We start from the raw sequence: 16381 nt of genomic DNA on the forward strand, positions 1-16381 counted from the left end.
CAGATGACTCGGCGATTACACCGCACCTGCCCCGAGTTCACACGGATCCGATCGTCCTTTAAGGACGAAGGGGATGTCGCGGGCCGGTGTTCAACCGGATCCGGAAACCGGTTGAACATCCAGCGGAAATACAGGAATCGGCCGCGACCTGGCCAGAATGCCCGACGCGGCCCCGAGAACCGGCCCGCGGCGCGTCACCCTCCGCGCAGGAGCGTTGACGCACGGAACGCGCGCCGTTAACTTTCACGCGGAACTCGGTACGTTTGCCGAGCGCGTGCTGGTCCGCCCAACATTCGCAGGTGGTTCGTGTTCGACGTCGTCGTTGTCGGAGGCAGATGCGCCGGTGCACCCGTCGCCATGCTCGCCGCGAAGGCCGGACTTCGTGTACTTCTGCTCGATCGCGCCAGGTTTCCGAGCGACACCGTCTCGACGCACCTGATCCACCAGCCGGGCGTCGCGCTGCTCGCGCGCTGGGGAGTCCTCGACGCCGTGGTGGCGACGGGGTGCCCGCCGATCGAGTCCGCCGGTTACCGCCTCGCGGGCACCACGTTGCGCGGCAGGTCCGAGGCGGTGGACGGCCAGGCGGCGGCGTACGCGCCGCGCCGGTACCTGCTGGACGAGATCCTCGCCGACGCGGCGGTCTCGGCGGGCGCCGAGTTCGTCGACCGCTCGACCGTCGTCGGTCTGCTGCGCGACGAGGACGGCGCCGTACGCGGTGTCCGTTACCGCCGCGGCGACGCGCTCGTGGAGGCGTCCGCCTCGCTGGTCGTCGGAGCGGACGGGATGCGGTCGACGGTGGCGCGCCTCGCGGGGGCGCCGACGGTCGTCGAGGATCCGACGATGACCTGTGTCTACTACGCGTACTGGCGGGGACTGCCCGCCGAGTTCGCCCTGTACGAGGAGCCCGGCAGGTTCGTCGGCACCATTCCGACCAACGACGGCCTCACCGTCGTGGCCGCGTACTTCCCGCAGGTGGACTTCCCGAAGGTGCGCAGGGACGCGCGTGCCGCGTACGTGACGAACATAGGCGACACGGTGCCCGGGCTGGCCGCGGTGCGCGTCGACGACGAGCGGTTCGACCGGCTGCACGGCTTCGGCGCGCAGCGGAACTTCTTCCGGCAGGCCGCGGGGCGAGGTTGGGTGCTCACCGGGGATGCCGCGCACCACAAGGACTCCATCACCGCCAGGGGCATCTCGGACGCCTTCGTCCAGGCGGAGCTGCTGGCCCGGCAGGTGCTCCCCGCGGTGACCGACCCCCGCGCACTGCGGGACTCCCTCGCCGCGTACGCGGAACTGCGGGACGACGCACTCGCCGAGTCCTACTACACCACGCTTTCGGTGGCACGGCTGGAGGTGCGGGACGACCGGGTGGAGTTGCTCCGCGGCATCAGCGGTGACCAGCGCATGGTCGACCAGTACTTCTCCGTGGTGTCCGGGGCCCGGTCGGTCGAGGACGTCTTCGCGCGACACGTGCCGATGCTGTCCCCACTCCACTGACGTCCCTCGCCGATCCTGGAGGAAACCCGTGCGGCTGGCCGACATCTACCTCGACTCGATCGGCGTGCACCTGCCGACACCGGTCGAGGTCCGGGACGCGGTGGCCGACGGGCACTACGAGGCCGAGCTGATGGCCGAGACGGGCTTCACGCGCACGTATGTCGGCGCCGGGGTCTCGGCGCTGGACATGGCGGTGGCGGCGGGCAGACAGGCGATGGCGCGCGCCTCCGTCGACCGCGCCTCCGTCGGCTACCTCGTGCACGGCGGGGCGTACTACCAGGGCCCGCCAGGATGGTCGGCCACCGGTTATCTGATGCGCGGGATCGGCCTCGGGCAGGCGCCTTCCGTGCAGGTCGCCCAGGAGTGCAACGGGATGTTGACCGGTCTGGAGCTCGCGATCGGACAGCTCACCGGTGCCGCGGAGCGGGAAGCCGTGCTGGTGACGTCGGCGGCGAACTACGCGACGCCCCTGGTCGACCGCTGGCACCAGGCAGGCCCGCAGAGTGTGCTCAGTGACGGCGCGGCCGCGATGGTCGTCACCAGGAAGCACGGCTTCGCCGAGGTCCTGTCGGTGAACTCGCGGACGATGCCGGAGGTCGAGGGTTGGGCCCGCGGCACCGCGACGCTCATGCCGCCCACGGCGACCGACGACTGGTCGCTCGACCTCGTGCGGCGCGCCGTGGACCACTCGCAGGCGACCGGTGTGCCCATGCAGGACTGGCTGGACGACCTCGCGGACCACTGCCGCTCGCTGGCGTCGAGGTCGCTGGCCGACGCCAAGCTCGAGATCTCCGACATCCGGCGGCTGATCACCTTCCACACGGCGCGGTACGCCTACGAGGAGTCGATCGGTGACACGCTCGGTGTCCCGGTCGAACGGTCCAACTGGGAGGTCGGCCGCTCGGTCGGCCACATCGGCCCGTGCGACCACGTCGTCTCGCTGGAGTTGTTGCTCGGGGCGGGCGAACTCCGACCCGGTGACCACGTCCTGTTGGTGTCGTGGGGATCCGGCATGACCGCCACGACCGCCGTGCTGCGGATCCTCGAGCTGCCGTCGTGGACCGAGGGCACGGAGGTCCCGGCATGACACCGTCGTCACTGGCCGGCGCGGCGCTGACGCCGCACCCCGGTCGCCGCATCGACGAGATCGTCGCGAGGCGTGCCGAGGAGCGACCGCACCTGACGGCGGTCCGGTGCGGCGACGAGACGGTGTCCTACCGGGAGCTGGTCGACCGTGCCGACCGGATCGCGGCGACGCTGACGGCGGCGGGCATCGGCCCGTCGGACGTCGTGGCCGTACAGCTGCCCCGTGACATCGACATGGTCTGCGTGGTGCTCGGAGTGCTGCGGGCCGGTGCGATCTACACACTGATGCCGCTGGACTGGCCGGTGGACCGCCGCCGGGACGTCCTGGCACGAACCGGGAGCAGGCTGTGCGTGACCCGGCCCGACGACCGGTTCGACGCGGCGACGCCCATGACGAGCCCCCGCCTGCTGCACGCCGCCCCGCTCGACGCCCTCCCCCGGGCGGACGGCCACGAGCTGGGCGATCTGCGGGACGCGTGCTGCGTGTTCTTCACCTCCGGCAGCACGGGACAGCCGAAGAGCGCGGTCGCCCCGCACCTGGGCGTCATCCGCGTCGTGTTCGACCCGGTCCTGCGGTTCGACCGGGAGACCGTGATGCTGCAGGCGCATTCCCCGGCCTGGGACACGTTCGCGCTGGAGCTGTGGGGGCCGCTGCTGCACGGCGGCGTCACCGTCCTGTCGGAGAGCACCTACTTCTCCCACGACGACCTCCGCGCCGCCGTGCGGCTCGGCGTGAACACGGTGTTCCTGACCCCCACCGTCTTCGACGACGCGGTCACCGGGGAACCGGACTGCCTCGCGGGCCTGGACACCGTGGTGCTCGGCGGTGAGCGGGTCTCCCCGGCACACCTCAAGGCCTACCTCGACCGGTATCCCGGGGCCACGGTGTTCAACATCTACGGCCCGGTCGAGGCCACCATCTGCGTCACCGTCCACCACGTCACGCCGGACGACGACTTCGGCCGGGACCTGCCCGTCGGGCGCCCGGTGCCTGCGACGAGCGTCCACGTCGTCGACGCGTCACTCGTGCCCGTCGCGTCGGGCGAGGTCGGTGAGATCGTGGTGGCCGGCGACGGGATCGCCCTCGGCTACCTGGGAGACCCGGCCGAGACGGCCACCCGGTTCGCGGTGGCACCCCTCGGCGAGCACGGCGCGGACGTCCGGGTCTACCGGACCGGCGACTACGGCCGGATCGACGCGCACGGGCGGTTGTGCTTCGAGGGGCGGCGCGACCGGCAGGTGAAGATCCTCGGCCTGCGGGTCGAACCACGCGAGGTGGAACTCGCCGCGATGGCGCTCGACGGGGTGACCTCGGCACTCGCCGTGCCTGTGCCGCCCGAGGCGCCGGACATGCTCGGACTGGTCTACACGGCGCCGGACGGCACCGGACCCGAGGTCGTCCGACAGGCCGTCGGAGCCGCGCTGCCCGGTCCGTTCGTGCCGAAGGTCATCCGACGGGTCGACACGCTTCCCCGCAACGCCAACGGGAAGGCCGACCTCCCCGCGGTCGCCGCCCTGCTGTCCACTGTGGCGGAGCGGGCGCCGGTCCGCGTGACCCCGCTCACGACGGTGCTCGCCGAGCTGACGAAGCTGACGGGGCGGGAGGCGACCGAGGACTCGGACGTGATCGACCTGGGGCTCACCTCGATCACCGCGCTCAAGCTCATCGGCAGGATCAACGCCGTCCACGGCGTCCGCGTGCCGATGCGGGTGGTGTTCCGCGGCAGGACCCCCGCCGCCGTCGCCGAGTGGATCGCCGGGAGATGACGGCCACGGGAGGATGGATCGACTGGGCGGACGGCGAGTCGCGGCTGTCCACGCTGCGGGACTGGGGCTACCGCGAGACGTCGCGGCCCGTTCGTGCCGACGGCGCCGCACTGGAGGGTCGCTGGCTGGTCGTGGTGCCCGCCGACTGCCACGACGACACGGTGTCCGCGTGTGTGGCCGGGCTGGCCGGTCGTGGCGCCGAGGTCGAACCGGTGGTGCTGGCGGCGGACATGTCCCGCACCGGCCTGGCCGCCCGGCTGCGCGGCGCGGCGGCAGGGGTCGTGTCGTTGCTGGGACTCGACGCCCGGTGCAACCCCGAGGGTCTGACCCCGGGCTGCGCGGCGACCGTCACCCTCGTGCAGGCGCTGGCGGACAACGGGAGCCGGAGGCCGCTGTGGAGCGTGACCCGCGACCAGCCGCACCTGCGCGGCCTGCTGCGGGTGGCGGCGCACGAGTACCCCGCGTTCTGGGGCGGGATCGTCGAGGTGACCGACCCCCCGGACTGGGACCTGGTGGCCGCGGCCCTCGGCAACGACACCGGCGAGGACCAGCTCGTGGTGCGGTCCGGCGGACTGTGGGCGCGGCGGCTCGTCCGGGCCGGGACCGCCGGTGCCACGGGCCGGTCGTGGGCCGAGGACGGCACCGTGCTGGTCACCGGCGGCACCGGGCGTCTCGGCGCCGCCGTCGCTCGCCGGCTCGCCGAGCGGGGCCTGCGGCGGCTGCTGCTGGTCAACCGCGGTGGCCTGGGGACGCCGCGCGCACGGGAGATCACCGAGGAGCTGACCGGCCTCGGCGCACACGTGTCGGTGGTCGCCTGCGACGTGACCGACCGTGCGGCCCTGGCCGGTCTCCTCGCGACGATCCCGGCCGCACATCCGCTGACCGCCGTGGTGCACGCGGCGGCCGTCCGGCAGCAGGCCCGCCTCGACGACGTCACGGTCCGCGAGCTGGACGTGGTGTTCCAGCCCAAGGCCGCGGCCGCCTGGCACCTGCACGACCTGACCCGCGCGGGCGACCTCCGGGGCTTCGTGCTGTTCTCCTCGCTGGCAGGCGTGTGCGGCACGCGCGGCCAGGCCGGCCACGCCGCGGCCGACGAGTCGCTTCGTGCGCTGGCCGAACACCGGCGCGGCCTGGGCCTGCCGGTCGTCGCGATCGCGTCGGGGCCGTGGGCGCTGTCCGGCGCGGAGGGCAGGGCGGCCTCGCTGCGTGTCCTGCGCCGCACCGGAACCCGGCCGATGCCACCGGACCGCGCGACCGAGGGTGTCGCCGAGATCCTCGGCCGGGGGGACGGGACGGTCGTACTGGCGGACTTCGACTGGGCGCGAACTGTCCAGCTCGCGCCCGCGGACCCGATGTTCGCCGACCTCCCCGAGGTCGCCGGGCTCGGGAGCCGGGCGGACGACACCACCCAGGCCGCGCTCGTGACGGGCATGTCCGACGGACAACGGCGTCGCGTGCTGCGCGACCTGGTGTGCGGCCACGTCGCCGCCGTGCTCGGGGACGTGGACGCGGGGGCCGTCGAGGTGCACAGGCCCTTCCGCGAGCTGGGGATCGACTCCGCCGGTGCGGTGGAGCTCCGCGACCGGCTGGCCGCGAGCGGTTTCGCCGTGCCCACGTCCGTCGCGTTCGACCACCCGTCCCCGGCGGCGCTCGTCGACCACCTGCTGGAACGGGTCCCGCCGCCCGGCGGCCCGAACGAGCCCCGCCGGACAGCGGAGGAGACGGCCGAGCCGGTCGCGATCGTGGGCATGGCCTGCCGGTTCCCCGGCGGCGTGTCCTCCCCGGCGGACCTGTGGCAGCTGGTCGCGGACGGCAGGGACGTGGTGTCCCCGTTCCCGGAGGACCGCGGCTGGGACCTCGACCGCGTCCACCACCCGGACCCGGCGCACGTGGGCACGAGCTACGTGCGGCACGGCGGCTTCCTGACCGACGTCGCGGGTTTCGACGCCGAGTTCTTCGGCATCTCGCCGAGGGAAGCACTGGCCATGGACCCGCAGCAACGCCTGCTGCTCGAGGTGTCGTGGGAGGCCGTCGAGCGCGCGGGTGTCGACCCGCTCTCGCTGCGCGGCAGCGACACCGGTGTGTGGGTCGGCGGGTTTCCCCAGCTGTCGCAGGAGCTCGACGGCACGGACGGGCACGCGCTGACCGGTTCGCTCGGCTGCATGCTCTCCGGCCGCCTGGCCTACGCGCTGGGGCTCGAAGGACCGGCGGTGTCGGTGGACACGGCGTGTTCCTCCTCGTTGGTCGCGCTGCACCTCGCGAGTCGGGCGTTGCGTGCGGGGGAGTGCTCCCTCGCCCTGGCCGGTGGGGTGACGGTGATGACCTCCCCGGCGATGTTCCTGGAGTTCAGCAGGCAACGCGGGCTGGCCCCGGACGGGCGGTGCAAGTCCTTCGCCGCCGCGGCGGACGGCGCGGGCTGGGCCGAGGGCGTCGGGGTACTGGCGCTGGCCAGACTGTCGGACGCGCACCGGCACGGCTACCCCGTGCTCGCGGTCGTCCGGGGCAGCGCGGTCAACCAGGACGGCGCGTCCAACGGTGTGACCGCGCCGAACGGCACGGCACAGCAACGCGTGATCCGGCAGGCGCTCGCGAACGCGCGACTGTCCGCGGCGGACGTCGAGGTCGTGGAGGCACACGGGACCGGGACGACGCTCGGCGACTCGGTCGAGGCGCAGGCGCTGCTGGCCACCTACGGGCAGGACCGGTCGGCGCCGCTCTTCCTCGGCTCCCTGAAGTCGAACATCGGCCACACCCAGGCGGCCGCTGGTGTCGCCGGGGTGATGAAGATGGTGGAGGCGCTCAACCGAGGTGTGCTGCCGAGGACGTTGCACGTCGACGAGCCGACACCGCACGTCGACTGGACGGCGGGCGCGGTCGAACTGCTCGGCGAGGCACGTGCGTGGCCGGAGCTGGACCGGCCCCGCCGCGCGGGTGTCTCGGCGTTCGGCATCAGCGGCACCAACGCCCACGTGATCCTCGAGCAGCCGCCGACGCGGGTGGAACGACCGCGGTCGGGCGAGGCGTTGCCGGTGACGCCGGTCGTCCTGTCCGGACGGTCCGGGGACGCCGTGGCGGCACAGGCCGCCCAGGTGCGGGCACTGCTCGCGAACCCCGAGGTGGCGCCGGCCGACGTGGCGTGGTCGCTCGCCACGACCCGGTCGGTGTTCGACCACCGCGCGGTGGTCGTCGGCGCGGACCGGGCCGACCTGCGCCACCGGCTCGACGCCCTGATCGCCGGCAGCCCGGTGGACGGGGTGCTGTCCGGCACCGCGGCCGACGGTCGCGTCGGGTTCGTGTTCCCCGGCCAGGGCACGCAGTGGGTCGGCATGGGCAGGCAGCTGTGCGCGACGTTCCCCGTGTTCGCCGGGGCGTTCGACGCCGTGGCCGCCGAACTCGACCGGCACCTCGCCCGTCCGCTGCGGGACGTGGTGTGGGGCGAGGACGAGGACCTGTTGCGGAGCACGGAGTTCAGCCAGCCCGCCGTGTTCGCGCTGGAGACCGCGTTGTTCCGACTACTGGCGTCGTGGGGCGTCCACCCCGAGGCGGTCGCGGGCCATTCGGTCGGTGAGCTGACGGCCGTGCACGTCTCCGGTGCGCTGTCCCTGGCCGACGCGTGCCTGCTCGTCGCCGCACGCGGACGGCTGATGCAGGCGCTCCCGACCACCGGCGCCATGGTGGCGATCGCCGCCACCGAGGCCGAGGTCGCGCCGCTGCTCGTGCCGGGACGCGTCGGGTTGGCCGCGGTGAACGGGCCGTCGGCCGTGGTGGTCTCCGGCGACGAGGACGACGTGGCCGGGATCGCCAGCCGTTTCGCGGAGTCGGGCCGGCGCACGACCCGTCTCGCGGTGTCGCACGCGTTCCACTCGCCGCTCCTCGACGCCGTCGTCGCCGACCTCGCCGAGGTGGGCGCGACCCTGACGGTTACGACACCGGCGATCCCGGTGGTCTCGGGCCTGACCGGTGCGCTGCTGTCACCCGAGGAGCTGGCCGAGCCGGGGTTCTGGGGCAGGCACGCGCGGGAGACCGTGCGCTTCCACGACGCGGTGCGCCGTCTCACCGCACAGGGTGTCACCACGTTCGTCGAGGTCGGCCCGGGCAGCGCGCTCACGACCGCGATCCAGCGGTCGACGGCGGACGCCGTGGCGGTTCCGCTGCTGCGTGCGGACCGCACCGAGCCGACCAGTGTCCTGACGGCGCTCGCGGCGGTCCACACCACCACCGGCGAGGGCGTGCGCTGGCGGACCGTGCTCGGCGGACGCGGCGCCCGACGCGTCGACCTGCCCACGTACCCGTTCCGGCACGAGCGGTACTGGCGGCCCCTGACCGGCGCCGGCCCGCCCGCGCGGCTGGGCATGAACACCCCGGACCACCCGCTGCTCGGCGCGGCGCTGGAGCTGCCCGGGGTGGGTGGCTGGGTGTTCACCGGGCTGCTGTCGCTCGACACCCACCCGTGGCTGGCCGACCACTCGGTCCTGGGTGGCACCCTCCTGCCCGCGACCGCGTTCGCCGACCTCGCGGTGCGGGCCGGCGACCAGGTGGGGTGCACGGCGGTCGAGGAACTGGCCGTCGAACTGCCGCTCGTCCTGCCCGATCGCGGCGCGGTGCGGCTCCAGGTCCTGGTGGGCGCCCCCGACGAGTCCGGCAGACGGTCGATGACCGTGCACTCCCGGCCGGACCACCGGGACGAGGCACTCGACACGGAGTGGACCCGCCATGCCAGTGTGACCCTGGGCCCGTCCGCCGCGTCGCCCGAGCACCTCGAGTGGCCTGCCGACGTGCCCGACATCGACCGCGACGAGGTGTACGAGGACCTCGCGGGCCGCGGGTACCGCTACGGGCCGCACTTCCGAGGGCTTGGTGCCACGCTGCGGCGGGGGGACGACCTGTTCGCCTCCGCCGCCTTGCCGAGCGGTGCCGAGTCCGACGGGTTCGGGCTGCACCCGGCGCTCCTGGACGCGGCACTGCACTGCCTCGTGGGTCCCGGCGGGTTCTTCGGCGACGAGGGGCACGCGTACGTGCCGTTCTCCTGGCACGACGTGGTGCTGCACGCCTCGGGCGCGACGGCGCTGCGGCTGCGGGTGACGCGCACCGGCGCGGAGACCGTGCGCCTGACGGCGACCGACCAGGCAGGCGGGCCCGTGCTGTCGGTCGGCAGGCTGGTGCTGCGCCGGGTCAGCGCGGAGCAGGTCGGCGGGCGGCGGACCGACGCCTTGTTCCGGCTGGACTGGGTTCGGGTCGACCCCACCGGTGACGTGGCCGGCCTGGTGCACCTCGGCGCCGCCGACGGTCCGCAGGCCGCGATCGAGGACGGATCCACCCCGGCGTTCGTCGTGGCGCCGTGCATGTCCGACGAACCCGTGCTCGGCGCCGCGCACGCGGTGACGAACCGCGCGTTGGACCTGGTGCGCGACTTCGTGGCCGGCGAGCAGTCCGTGGACGCGAAGCTCGTACTGGTCACCCGCCGAGCCGTCGCGACACCGGGGGACGGGGTGGACCCGGCCGCCGCGGCGGTCTGGGGACTGGCCCGGTCGGCGCAGACCGAGTACCCGGACCGGATCGTGCTGGTCGACGTGGACGAGCTGTCGCCGTCCGCGGTGCGACGGGCTCTGGCGACGGGCGAGCCGCAGGTGGCGGTGCGGGACGGGGCCCTGCTGGTGCCGCGGCTCGCGGCGGTCGACCCGGCGCAGGCCACGCTGTCGTTGGACGGCACGGTGCTGGTCACCGGCGGCGTAGGCGCTTTGGGTGCCCGGCTCGCCCGGCACCTCGTCACCACACACGGTGTGCGCCACCTCGTGCTGACCGGCCGGCGCGGCGCGGCGACCCCGGGTGCCTCGGAGCTGGTGGACGAGCTGGCCGCCCACGGCGCCGACGTTCGCGTCGAGGCGTGCGACGTCACGGACCGGGCCGGCCTCGCCGCCCTGTTGGCGTCCATTCCGGACCGTGCGCCGCTGTGCGGGGTGTTCCACGTGGCGGGGGTACTCGACGACGGCGTGATCGAGTCGATGACCCGCGAGCGGCTCGCCGCGGTGTTGGGCCCCAAGGTGGACGGCGCCTGGCACCTGCACGAGCTGACCAGGGAGCTGCCGCTCTCGGCCTTCGTGCTGTTCTCGTCAATGGCGGCGACGCTCGGTACCGCGGGGCAGGGCAACTACGCGGCGGCCAACGCCTTCCTCGACGGCCTCGCCGAGTACCGGCGTGCACTCGGGTTGCCCGGCCTGTCGCTCGGCTGGGGAATGTGGGAACAGACCGACGGCATGGCCGACCGCCTGACGAGCACCGACCGCGCCCGACTGCGCCGGAGCGGGATCGCCGGCATGACACCGGCACGTGCGCTGACGCTGTTCGATCACGCGGTGACTTCGCACCACGCCGTGGTCATGCCTGCCGAGCTGGACTGGGCCGGCCTCCGCGAGCTGGGGGCCTCGGGCGCGGTGCCCCCGGTGCTGCGGGGACTGGTTCGCAACCGGCCTCGGCCGGTCAGCGCCACCTCGTCCTCTGGCGCGGACCTGCGGGCGCGGTTGGCGTCACTGCCCGCCGCCGAGCGGGAACGGTCGCTGGTGGGGCTGGTGCGGGAACAGGCCGCGGGGGTGCTCGGGCACGCGACGGGTGACACGCTCGCCGTCGACCGGGGTTTCCTGGAGCTGGGTTTCGACTCCCTGACCGCGATCGAGCTGCGTGGTCGGCTGAACGCGGTGACGGGGTTGCGTCTTCCCGCGACGCTGCTGTTCGACCTGCCGACGGTGACGGAGCTGGCACGGCACCTGCGGACCGAGCTCGTCGGCGAACGGGACGACGTCGAGCCGACCGCGCCCGTGCCCCGCGCCGACGACGCCATCGCCGTGGTGGGCATGGGATGCCGGCTGCCCGGTGGTGTGTCCTCGCCGCAGGACCTGTGGGACCTGGTTGTCTCGGGAGGTGACGCGGTCGGGCCGTTCCCGTCGGACCGAGGTTGGGCGGACCTGTTCGACCCGGATCCCGACAGCGCGGGGAAGAGCTATGTCCGCGAAGGCGGGTTCCTCGCCGACGCCGCCGGTTTCGACGCGGAGTTCTTCGGTGTGCCGCCGGGGGAGGCCCTGGCGATGGACCCGCGGCAGCGGGTGTTGCTGGAGGTGTGCTGGGAGGCACTCGAACGGGCGGGCATCCCGCCCCTTTCGCTGCGGGGCACACCCGCCGGGGTCTTCGCCGGCGTGATGTCACACCACAGCGGCGGTGCGCCGGACGTGCCTGCGGCCCTGGAGGGTTTCCTCGCGACCGGCACCGCGGGCAGCGTCGTGTCGGGCCGGGTGGCGTACGCGCTGGGACTGGAAGGGCCCGCGGTGTCGGTGGACACGGCGTGCTCGTCGTCGTTGGTCGCCGTTCACCTTGCCGCGCAGGCGTTGCGCAGTGGCGAGTGCTCGCTGGCGTTGGCGGGCGGGGTGACGGTCATGACGACGCCGAGTCCGTTCGTGATGCTGAGCCGCCAGCGCGGACTGGCTCTCGACGGCCGGTGCAGGTCGTTCGCGGCGGACGCGGACGGCACCGGCTGGGGCGAGGGCGCGGGCGTGCTCGTGCTGGAGCGGTTGTCCGATGCGCGGCGCGGTGGCCGTCGGGTGCTGGCGGTGCTGCGTGGGTCGGCGGTGAACCAGGACGGGGCGTCGAGCACTCTGTCGGCTCCGAACGGGCCGTCGCAGCAGCGGGTGATCCGGCAGGCGTTGGCGAACGCGGGGCTTTCCGCGTCCGAGGTGGATGTGGTGGAGGCGCACGGGACGGGTACGCCTCTTGGTGATCCGGTCGAGGCGCAGGCGTTGCTTGCCACCTATGGGCGGGATCGGGTGGCGCCGTTGTGGTTGGGGTCGGTGAAGTCGAACCTCGGGCACACCCAGGCCGCCGCCGGCGTGGCGGGTGTGATCAAGATGGTGATGGCGTTGCGACACGACGTGTTGCCGCCGACGCTGCACGTGGACGAGCCGACACGGCACGTGGACTGGTCGGCCGGGTCCGTTCGGCTGTTGACGGAACGGACGCCATGGCCCGCCGGGGACCGGCCCCGCCGGTTCGGTGTGTCGTCGTTCGGCATCAGCGGCACCAACGCACACGTCATCGTCGAGGAGGGCCACGAGCCCGGTGTCGAGGCACGGCCGGATGCGCCGTCGGTGTGGGTCCTGTCCGCCCGCTCGGCGGAGGCGTTGCGGGCGCAGGCCGAGCGGTTGACGGCCTTCGTGGCCGCGAGCCCAGGGGTGTGCGTGCAGGACGTGGGGCTGTCGTTGGCTACCACGCGGAGCCACTTCGGGCATCGCTTTGCCGTGGCAGGCGATCGGGCCGCGTTGCTGAGGGGCTTGTCCACCGTGAGCGGCAGTTCGCCGAACGCCGCGGCTGACCGCCCGGTGTTCGTGTTCCCGGGTCAGGGTTCGCAGTGGGTGGGTATGGCGGTGGAGTTGTTGGACGTCTACCCGGTGTTTGCCGCGTGGATGGATGAGTGTGCGCGGGCTTTGGCGCCTCATGTGGATTGGTCGTTGTTGGGGGTGGTGTGTGGTGGGGGAGTGTTGGACCGGGTCGAGGTGGTGCAGCCGGTGTTGTGGGCGGTGATGGTGTCGTTGGCGGGGTTGTGGCGGTCGTTTGGTGTGGAGCCTGCGGCGGTGGTGGGGCACAGTCAGGGTGAGGTCGCCGCGGCGGTCGTGGCGGGTGGTCTGTCTCTTGAGGACGGTGCACGCGTGGTCGCGTTGCGGAGCAGGGCGTTGCGTGGTTTGTCGGGTGGGATGGTGTCGGTTCCGTTGTCCGAGCGTGAGGTTGGGGAGTGGCTGACCGGGGATCTGGCGGTGGCGGCGGTGAATGGGCCGGGGTCGGTTGTGGTGTCGGGCGCTGCCGATGCGGTGGTGGAGCTGCTCGATCGGTTGGTGGCGGCGGGTGTGGATGCGCGGCGGATCGCGGTGGACTATGCGGCGCATTCGTCGCAGGTCGACCAGATCCGTGACGAGCTGTTGGTGTCGTTGGCGGAGATCAGGCCGTGTTCGGGTGATGTTCCGTTTGTCTCCACGGTGACCGGTGGGGTGGTGGACACGTCTGTGCTGGATGCTCGGTACTGGTTCGAGAATCTGCGTGAGCCGGTGCGTTTTGTGGAGGCGGTGCGGGTGTTGTTGGCCGACGGGCATCGGACGTTGTTGGAGGTAAGTCCGCATCCGGTGCTGAGTCTGGGGATGCAGCAGACCCTCGACGAAGCAGGCGTCTCGGGGACGCTGTTGGCCACGCTGCGTCGAGACGACGGCGGCCGGCGCCGGATGCTGACCTCGGTGGGACAGGCCTTCGTCGCCGGCGTCGAACTCGACTGGGACGCCGTGTTCGCCGGTAGCGGCGCGAGGCGAGTCGAACTACCCACCTACGCCTTCCAGCACCAACGGTACTGGCTGCCATCCCTCCCCACCCCGTCCCGGGCGACCGGACATCCCTTCCTGGAATCGGCGGTCACGTTGGCCGACGGCGACGGCGCCGTCCTGACCGGGCGACTGTCCCTCGCGACCCACCCCTGGCTGGCCGACCACTCCGTGTTCGGCACCGTGCTGGTGCCGGGATCCGCCATCGTCGAGCTGGCGTGGCAGGCGGGAGCACACGCGGGATGTGCGCACATCGCCGACCTCGTCACAGAAAGACCGTTGGTGCTGCCGGAGAAGGGAACCCTCGAGCTACAGCTACGGGTCGGCCCAGACCGGGACGGACGGCGTGAACTCGGTGTCCACATCAGACCGGACACCGACCACGAACAGGACTGGACACGAGCCGCCACCGCCGTACTCACCGGTCGTCCGAGATCGCCTCACCACGAGCGGACATGGCCGCCGAGTGGGGCCACACCCATCGACGTCGACGACTTCTACGACCGGACTGCCGACCAGGGTCTCCGCTACGGCCCGGCCTTCCGAGGGCTGCGCGCCGCGTGGCGACATGGCGACGACGTGTACGCCGAGGTGGCACTGCCCGACGAGATGACCACCCGGACCGGCGGCTACGGACTGCACCCCGCGCTGCTGGACGCGGCACTCCACGCCGCGAGCCTGTGGTCGCCACTCGACGCCGTGTCCCTTCCCTTCGCCTGGCGCGACCTGTCCCTGGAGTCGGTCGGCGCCACGAACCTCCGCGTCCACGTCACGTCGGCCGACGACGGCGGCGCACGCCTCGAACTGACGGACGAGTCGGGTGGCCCGGTCGCGACCGTGGCGTCCCTGACGTTCCGAGCCGCGTCGAGGGACCAACTGGCCGGCGCCGGCACGGACTCGTTGTTCCGGCTGGGCTGGAAACCCGTGCCACCGGCCGACGCCACGACCCGCGTGGTCGTCACCCGGGACCTCGAGTCACTGCTGGCGGCGGACGACGTGCCCGAGGTCGTGGCCGTGCGCGTCGAGACACTCGGCCGTGACACCGCCGCTGTCCTTGCCGCACTCCAGACCTGGCTCGCGCACGAACGGTGTGCCGGTTCGCGTCTCGTGCTGGTCACCCGCGGCGCGGTCGCGCTCGACGGGGAGTCGCCGGACCTGTCCTGGGCGCCCACATGGGGTCTGGTGCGGTCCGCGCAGGCGGAGCACCCCGGACGGTTCGTGCTCGTGGACACCGACGAGGACACCGTCGACACCCTGACCCGTGCCGTGGGCACCGGCGAGCCGCAGGTCGCCGTCCGCGCCGGCCGGATGTCCGTGCCCCGACTGGAACCCGCGACCCCGGGCACCGGCGGGCAGCGCGTCGACCAGGAGGGCACCGTCCTCATCACGGGCGGTGTCGGCCGGCTCGGCGCCGAGCTGGCCAGGCATCTCGTCACCGTCCACAACGTAGGACACCTGCTGCTCACCGGCCGCCGTGGCATGAGCACCCCCGGCGCGGCGGAACTGGCCGCCGAACTCACCGCGCACGGCGCCGACGTCGACATCGTGTCGTGTGACGTGACCGATCGCGCCGCGCTGGCACGACTCCTGGCGGACGTCCCGGACGAGCACCCGTTGACCGCCGTCGTGCACGCGGCAGGCACCCTCGACGACGGCGTGGTCGAGTCCCTCACCCCGGAACGCCTCGACGCGGTACTGGCGCCCAAGACGTCCGGGGCCTGGCACCTGCACGAGCTGACACGGGACAGGGACCTGTCGGCGTTCGTCCTTTTCTCCTCGATGGCCGCCACGCTCGGCCCCGCGGGCCAGGCCAACTACGCGGCCGCCAACGCCTTCCTCGACGCCCTGGCCCACCACCGGCACGCGCGTGGCCTGCCCGCCCTGTCGTTGGGCTGGGGACTGTGGGACCAGAGCAGCGGCCTCACCGGACACCTCCAGGACACCGACCGCACCCGCCTGCGGCGCACCGGCCTCGCCGGCCTCGCCACCCCCGAGGCCCTGCGCCTGTTCGACACCGCCCTGACCACGTCCGACCCCGTGGTGCTGCCGGCCCGCGTCGACCGCGCCGGCCTGCGCGACCTCGGCGAGGAGGCCCCTGCCGTGCTGCGCGGCCTCGTCCGGACCCGGCCAAGGCACGCGACGGACGCCTCGGCCTCGCTGGTGCGCCGGCTCGCCACGCACACCGAGGCCGAACAGACCCGGCTGCTGCTCACGCTCGTGCGCGAACAGGTGAGCACCGTGCTCGGCCGCGGCGGCCCGGACGGCGTCGAGCCGGCGAAGGCGTTCCGCGAGCTGGGCGTCGACTCGCTGACCGCGGTCGAACTGCGCAACCGGCTCAGCGCCAGCACCGGCCTGCGCCTGCCCGCCACCGTCGTCTTCGACCAGCCGACCCCGGCGGCACTGTCCGAGTTCCTGCGCACGCAGCTCGGCATCGCCGATCCTGCGGAGGAGGACGAGGAACGCCGTGTCCGTGCGGCCATCGCGGCGATACCCACCAGCCGGTTGCGGGAGACCGGGTTGATCGACGTCCTGCTCGACCTCGCCGGAACGACCGCGCCCGGGACCACCGCGGGCGACCCCGCCGACGAGTTCGCCGCCATGGACGCCGAGCGGCTCGTCCGGCTCGCACTCGGCGCCGGGCAAGAGGAGTCGGGATGACCTCGGCGCACAAGCTCGTCGAGGCG

4 protein-coding genes are annotated in these 16381 nt (G+C 73.1%); all 4 read left to right on the forward strand.

Annotated elements, in window-relative coordinates:
* Positions 1-306 precede the first annotated feature (306 nt).
* From CLV71_RS20650 to CLV71_RS50155, 4 genes are read left to right on the forward strand one after another with little or no spacing between them, the layout of a single operon-like run.
* A complete protein-coding gene (locus tag CLV71_RS20650; protein ID WP_133904468.1) occupies positions 307-1497 on the forward strand; it encodes an NAD(P)/FAD-dependent oxidoreductase in 1191 nt (396 codons plus the stop codon).
* 28 nt (positions 1498-1525) lie between these two features.
* Entirely contained in the window at positions 1526-2584 is a 1059-nt protein-coding gene (locus tag CLV71_RS20655) for a ketoacyl-ACP synthase III family protein (RefSeq protein WP_133904469.1), read from the forward strand.
* Complete coding sequence (locus CLV71_RS20660) at positions 2581-4350, forward strand: non-ribosomal peptide synthetase (protein ID WP_133904470.1); 1770 nt, start codon at positions 2581-2583, stop codon at positions 4348-4350. The genes CLV71_RS20655 and CLV71_RS20660 overlap by 4 nt, the downstream gene beginning before the upstream one ends.
* Positions 4347-16355 carry a type I polyketide synthase gene (locus CLV71_RS50155; protein ID WP_208297642.1) on the forward strand — a complete coding sequence of 4003 codons (12009 nt, stop codon included), beginning with the start codon at positions 4347-4349 and terminating at the stop codon, positions 16353-16355. Before CLV71_RS20660 ends, CLV71_RS50155 begins: the two co-directional genes overlap by 4 nt.
* Positions 16356-16381 lie beyond the last annotated feature (26 nt).

Source organism: Actinophytocola oryzae (assembly GCF_004364325.1).
Classification (GTDB): Bacteria; Actinomycetota; Actinomycetes; order Mycobacteriales; family Pseudonocardiaceae; genus Actinophytocola; species Actinophytocola oryzae.